This is a genomic window from Luteibacter sp. P4_E6 (assembly GCF_056401535.1).
Genome location: NZ_JBFUJE010000243.1, coordinates 1 through 5,986, shown reverse-complemented (window position 1 = coordinate 5,986; position 5,986 = coordinate 1). Strand labels below are relative to the sequence as shown.

Below are 5,986 nucleotides of genomic sequence, written 5' to 3'. Positions count from 1 at the left end.
GCGCGGCACCGAGCGATTCGGCCTGCACCCAGAAGTACTTGTCGTCGTCGCACACGTCGCCTTCGGGAGAGAAGCCGTAGGCGATGCCGCCGTATTCCTTGTCCCAAGCCTTGTCGAGCGCCTCGTCGAACAGGTGCTTCGCGGTCGATACCAGCCAGTCCTTATGCTTCGGCGTGCCCTTGGTGTAGCGCTCGAGCATCATCAGCAGCTTCGCCCATTCGGTCTGGTGACCGGGCTGGAAACCCCACGGACGGAACAGGTGCTTGGGATTGTCGAGGTTGTATTCCCAGTCGATCGTCCAGTCCTGGTGGTAGTGCTCCCACACCAGCTTCTGSGGGGTCAGGCCGGCCTGACGCTGGGTCATGTTCTCGGCGAGCAACAGCGCGCGGTCGAGGTAGCGATCGTCCTTCGTGGCTTCCCACGCGGCGATCATCGCCTCGGTCATGTGCATGTTCGCGTTCTGGCCGCGGTAACCGGTGAAGTTCCAGTCCTTGTCAGCCTCGTCGCGGTACAGGCCGTAGGTCGGCTCCCAGTAACGCTTCTCGAGCAGGTCCCAGATCTCGCCCTGCCAGGCCTTTGCTTCATCGAAGCCTACTTTCACGCCGCACGAATAAGCCAGCAACATGAACGCCAGACCGTAGCAGTGGTTCATCTGGTCGTCGCGCTTGCCGTCGGCGATCGTCCAGGCGTAACCGCCGGTCTCGGGATTCAGGTGCACTTCGCGCAGGTACTTCAGACCATGCATGGCAAGGTCTTTGTCTTCCGGCTTCTTGAATTCAAGGTGAGCCATGGCGTGGTTGAACACGAAGCGCGTGCTCGACACGAGGTGGCGGTGGCTGCGGTCGTAGACCGAACCGTCGTCCTTGAAGTACTGGAAGAATCCGCCGGCGGTGTCGACCTCGTTCGGCTTGTAGAAAGCCATGGTCTTGGCGACGTGGTCGCGCAGTACATCCACGTTATGGAAATCGGGGAGGGGGTAGTTCGTCATGCGTGCTTCTCCATGAAGGCCCTGACTTCGGCCTGGTCGGGAATGGCAGTAAACGAGCCCTTGCGGGTGGCGGTGATTGCACCACAGGCTGCGGCGAATCGAATCAGCTCGTCGAGGCGGGACGTGTCGGCAACCAGTGCGTCGAAGGTCGCGGGCGTGACGTTTTCCGCGGCCAGTCGGGCGAGCAGGCCACCCACGAAAGCATCACCGGCGGCGGTGGTGTCCACCGCTTCGACGGCGTAGCCCTGCACCGTGCCACGTGCGGAACGGGAGAACCAGCGCATCGGTTCGGCACCGTCGGTGACCAGCAACAGGCCGGCCTTGCCGCGCCAGAGACGCTCGAGCACGGCGTCGTCGGAACCCGCACCCGCATGGATGAAGGCGAACTCTTCCGCGCTGAGCTTGATCACGTCGGCTTCGGACAGCGCTTCCCACAGGCGTGGCAGCGGTGCTTCGCTGGCCGGCCACAGGGCCGGGCGCAGATTCATGTCGAAGCTGACCAGTGCACCGGCGGCACGCGCACGGCGCATGCCTTCGACCGTCGTCGCGGCGATCGCCGCTTCGGTGAGCGAATTGGAGCAGACGTGGAAGATCGACAGATCCTCGAACGCTTCCTTACGGAAATGCTCGGGACGGAACAGCAGGTCCGCGGCGGGCGGACGATAGAAACTGAAGCTGCGATCGCCCTTGTCGTCATGGGCGACGAACGCCAGGGCGGTGCGTGCCTCATCGGTACGCGCAATGTCGTCCGTACCGACGCCAAGGTCGGTAAGGCTCTTGAGCAGGAAATCACCGAACATGTCGCGTGCGAGCATGCCGGCAAAGCGGGCGTGGGCGCCGAGGCGTGCCGCGGCGACCGCGACATTGGCCGGCGCGCCGCCGGCAAAGGGAACGAAAGCGGGAGGCTGACCGGCGCCGCCCTGGGGCTGTGCGTGGAAATCGATCAGCGCCTCGCCGAAGCAGAGGATGGAAGACATGCTGCGGCCTGTCCTTGGGGCAAGAAAGTACTACACGACGGCCGGCGCGAGGCCGGCCGTCGCCATGGGGCTTAACGCGCGACAGGCACCGAACGGACCTTGGAACCACTGAGGCCGTAGAACACGATGTAGGCGTAGCAGATGAGCGGGACGAAGAACGCGTGCTGGAGGCCGATGTGATCGGCAATGGCGCCCTGGATGATCGGGATAAGCGCGCCACCCACGATGGCCATGATGAGCAGGCTTGACGCCTTGCCGGTCAGCGGACCCATACCCTCGATACCCAGCGAGAAGATCGTCGGGAACATGATGGAGTTGAACAGGCCGATGACCACGATGCTGTACACCGCGACCATACCGGTGGTCGACATGGTGGTAATGACGAGCAGGCCGTTGATGATGGCAAAGATCGCCAGCAACATGCGCGGCGAGAACCTGGCCAGCAGGGCTGAGCCGATGAACCGGCCGACCATGGCGCCACCCCAGTAGAACGCCACGTGCGACGCGGCGGCTTCACCGGTCATGTTGCCGATCTCCGGCAACTGCAGGTAGTTGATCATGAAGCTGCCGATCGACACTTCGCCACCGACGTAGAAGAAGATGCCGAGCACGCCGAAGAACACGTGCGGCGTCTTCAGGGCGTCCATCAGCGTGTGATGTCCTTCRTCGGCCTGCTCGGTGGTTTCCTCGAGCTTGGGCAGGTTGAAGAGGTAAACCAGGATCGCGATGACGACCAGTACCACGGCCAGGCCGATGTATGGCACCTGCACGGCACTGGCTTCGGTGGCGCGGTAGCTGATCTGCTCGGCGGTGCTGAGCTTGGCGATGTCGTCGGCGCTCTTGACCTGGTTGGACAGGATCAGGACCGCACCGAAGAACGGGGCCAGGAAGGTGCCGAACGAATTGAGCGCCTGGGCCAGGGTGAGGCGGCTGGAGCTGGTCCTCTCGGGACCGAGCAGGGCGACGTACGGGTTCGCCGCGACCTGCAGCACCGTGATGCCGGTGGCCAGGATGAACAGCGCGCCGAGGAAGAGGATGTAGACGCGCATGCCGGCGGCAGGCCAGAACAGCGCCGCACCGATACCGGCGATGATCAGGCCGGCGACGATGCCCTTCTTGTAGCCGAGACGGGCAACCAGCCGACCGGCCGGGACGCCCATGATGAAGTACGCGCCGAAGAAGGTGAACTGGATCAGCATCGCCTTGAAGTAGTTCAGCTCGAACACGGCTTTCAGGTGCGGGATCAGGATGTCATTCAGGCAGGTCAGGAACCCCCACATGAAGAAGATCGTGGTCATCACGCCAAGCGCGAGCGGGAAATAGGTGTAACGGGTGTCGCCGGCGCCCGTCGAATTCGACGAGTTGGGCAATGGCGTGGAAGCGGTAGCCATGGGGCGCTCCAGTGGTGGTTTCAGGGGGAAGACGGCGGGCAGCTGCTTTCGCGAACGACCAGCCGGACGGGCGCGATAGTGGAAGCCGTGTCCGTCTCAGGATTACGAAGTCTTTCCAGGATGAGTTCGGCACTGCGCCGGCCCAGGCCGCGCGGATCGACCGCAACGGTGGTCAGGGGCGGCACGCATACCGAGGCCTCGGCGACATCATCGAAGCCGGTCAGGGCGAAATCTTCGCCCGGGCGACGGCCGCGCTTGGTCAGGCCAAGCATAAGGCCCAGCGCGACGGCGTCGTTGTAGCAAACCGCCGCCGTGGGTGCGGGATCGCGCGCGAACAGCGCGCCGGTCTGGCGTGCGGCTTCGAGGCGGGTCGGTGCGCTTTCGATCATCCATGCGGGATCCACCTTCAGGCCCGCCGCGCTCATGGCGCTGGCGTAGCCGCGCCGACGCTGCTCCACCGAACTCGACTCGCGGTGGCCGCCGAAGAAGGCGATGCGCTGGTGACCGAGCGCGATAAGGTGTTCGGTGGCCAGGCGGGCGCCGTGCTCGTTGTCCATCTCGAGCGTGTCCCAGCGATGGGTGCCCTCGTCGTCGGGCWGTTCGCGGTTGAATACAAGCAGGGGCGTGTGCATGCCGACGGCCGCCAGGACGCGTTCACCCTCGCTGCCTTCGGCTGGCGAAAGGATGATGCCCGCCGGGCCGTGCTCGACCAGGGAGTTGAGCACCGCCTGCTGTCGCTCCGGCGATTCGCCGGTATTGCCCAGCAGGGTAACGTAGCCCGCGCTGGCCAGGGCCTCGTCGGCCCCGGCGGCGAATTCGGCGAAGAAGGGGTTGCCCAGGTCGTTGACGACCAGGCCGATGCTCGAGGAGGTACGTCGGCGCAGGTTGGCCGCGGCACGGTTGTACACATAGCCCTGGCGCTTCAGCTCGGCCTCGACCCTTCCCCGGGTCACCGAGTTGACCAGCGGGCTACCGCGCAACACGAGCGATACGGTCGCCCGCGAGACATCGCAACCCAGGGCGATATCGGCGAGCGTGACCTTGCGGCGTTGCGGGGTGATCCTCGGCATCTCAGCTCCTTCAAACGATCTAAACCGGGCGATCATCGCTCGCCGACGAAAGGGATGCATCACGCACTGCAACATGCGAGGCTGCGGCATCTTTGCTACTTTCGGTCTGTTTGTCACGATCCAAATGTTCGTGACCACTCGAAACGCGTCCACCCGAGGGGAACCACCGATGTCGAGAACCATCCGTTTGCGCCATGGCCTGCTGGCCGCCGCCCTGTGCCTTGCCCTGCCTGCGCTTGCCGCCGCGGCCCCCAGCGACAAGGGCGGCTCGTCCGCTTATGCCGCCGTCGATCCGATGATCGGCACGGGTGGGGATGGCCACACCTTCCCGGGCGCCACCGTGCCGTTCGGCATGATCCAGCTGTCGCCGGATACCGCGATGCCGGACGTCAAGCACGCGTACAAGTGGGCCGCCGGGTATCAGTACGGCGACTCGAGCATTCTCGGTTTTTCCCATACGCACTTCTCCGGCAGCGGCCATTCCGACCTGGGCGACGTACTCGTCATGCCCATCGCCGGCGACGTGAAGCTGGACCCTGGCTCCCCCGACCAGCCCGGTAGCGGCTATCGCTCGCGGTTCGACCACAAGAGCGAGAAAGCGGAAGCAGGGTACTACGCCGTCACGCTGGCCGACTACGATGTCCGCGCCGAGCTCACCGCCGGCCAGCGCGTGGGCTGGCACCGCTATACCTTCCCCAAGGGCAAGCCGGCGCACCTGCTGCTCGACCTGCGTCCGAGCATCTACGACTACGAAGGCAAGGTGCTCTGGTCGAGCCTGCGCGTACGCGCTGACGGCACGGTGACCGGCGGCCGTACCACGCGCGGCTGGGCGCCGGGTCGCCAGCTGTATTTCGCCATGCGCTTCAACCAGCCGATGGCCTCGCGCAGCCTGAAGAACCGCGAGACCGGTGTGCCGTACAAAGGCTTCAGCGGTCCGGGTAATCGCGCCGAGGACGTCGACGCGATGAGCGGTCGCGCGATCGAGGGCGTGTTCGACTTCGGCGACCTGTCGAAGCCGCTCATCGTCAAGGTGGCCGTTTCCTCGGTGAGCGAGGACAACGCCGTCGCCAACCTCGACAAGGACGGTGAAGGCTTCGACTTCGACGCCCGCCGTGCCGAAGCCCGGCAGAGCTGGGAGAAGGCCTTGTCCACCGTCGATCTGGTAGCGCCGGCGGACACGCGCAAGAATTTCTACACCTCGCTTTACCACGCGATGATCTCGCCCAGCCTGTCCATGGACGTCAATGGCGAATACCGTGGGCCGGACAACCAGGTGCACACCGCCAAGGGCTTCGATTTCTATTCCACGTGGTCCCTGTGGGATGTCTACCGCGCCCAGCAGCCGCTGGTCACCTTGTTGCGCCCGGACATGAGCACCCAGTTCGTCAGCTCGCTGATCGCGGCGCGCGAGGCGAGTCCCTTCGGGATCCTTCCGATCTGGGCCTATCAGGGCATGGAGACGTGGTGCATGGTCGGCTACCACGCGGTGCCGGTGATCGCCGATGCCTATATGAAGGGGATTCGCGGCTACGACCCGAACAAGGCGCTCGAGGCCATGGT

5 protein-coding genes are annotated in these 5,986 nt (G+C 64.7%); 1 reads left to right on the top strand and 4 read right to left on the bottom strand.

The genetic code is table 11. The annotated features are described in order from the left end of the window. The 4 genes from AC1DT2_RS14250 to AC1DT2_RS14235 all read right to left on the bottom strand — a co-directional run. On the bottom strand, positions 1-988 hold a 988-nt coding region (locus AC1DT2_RS14250; RefSeq protein WP_477297002.1), incomplete at its 3' end, for an AGE family epimerase/isomerase. Next, the gene (locus AC1DT2_RS14245; RefSeq protein WP_063571034.1) at positions 985-1,965 is read right to left on the bottom strand and encodes a carbohydrate kinase family protein; all 981 of its coding nucleotides are present in this window, start codon (positions 1,963-1,965) and stop codon (positions 985-987) included. The genes AC1DT2_RS14250 and AC1DT2_RS14245, both read right to left, overlap by 4 nt. Positions 1,966-2,036: 71 nt before the next feature. Further along, positions 2,037-3,263 (bottom strand): L-fucose:H+ symporter permease, encoded by a 1,227-nt coding sequence (gene fucP / locus AC1DT2_RS14240; protein ID WP_477297003.1) that lies wholly within the window; start codon positions 3,261-3,263, stop codon positions 2,037-2,039. Positions 3,264-3,376: 113 nt separating this feature from the next. Then, positions 3,377-4,426 (bottom strand): LacI family DNA-binding transcriptional regulator, encoded by a 1,050-nt coding sequence (locus AC1DT2_RS14235; protein WP_477297000.1) that lies wholly within the window; start codon positions 4,424-4,426, stop codon positions 3,377-3,379. Between the two features lie 169 nt (positions 4,427-4,595). Between AC1DT2_RS14235 and AC1DT2_RS14230 the strand changes: the two genes are divergently transcribed. Then, the coding region (locus AC1DT2_RS14230; protein WP_477296999.1) for a GH92 family glycosyl hydrolase at positions 4,596-5,986 on the top strand (1,391 nt) is incomplete at its 3' end.